We start from the raw sequence: 383 nt of genomic DNA on the forward strand, positions 1-383 counted from the left end.
ATATCTATCATGCAGCTGTTGAGGAAGAACTCAACGGTTTATTTGCATTTACGTTTAGCTATCCGTTGTTTGCTCCACACGGCATAGAAATAGATGGTATGAGCATCATTAAAGTTCCAACCCCCGATGGTGAACAGCTATTTCGAGTTGTTACTCCTAAAGTCAGTATGGGTGAGATGACAGCGCAATGTTATCACATTTTTTATGACTTAACAGAAAATCTAATTGAAGACATTTTCGCTGAAACAACAAATGGTAATGGGGCTATGAATCGTATGTCAGCAGGGTGCCAATACAAGCATCCTTTTCAGTTTTATTCAGATGTACCAAAGATAGCCAGTGCACGTATTGTCCGTAAAAATCCTGTGGAAGCATTATTGGAT

The 383-nt window shown here is 39.2% G+C and carries 1 protein-coding gene; it reads left to right on the top strand.

Annotation, left to right across the window (positions count from 1 at the left end; genetic code table 11):
* On the top strand, positions 1–383 hold a 383-nt coding region (locus ACQRBL_RS30050; RefSeq protein WP_427736201.1), incomplete at both ends, for a phage tail spike protein.

Origin of the sequence: Bacillus sp. AF62 (assembly GCF_050312695.1) — a bacterium.
GTDB lineage: Bacteria > Bacillota > Bacilli > Bacillales > Bacillaceae_G > Bacillus_A > Bacillus_A cereus.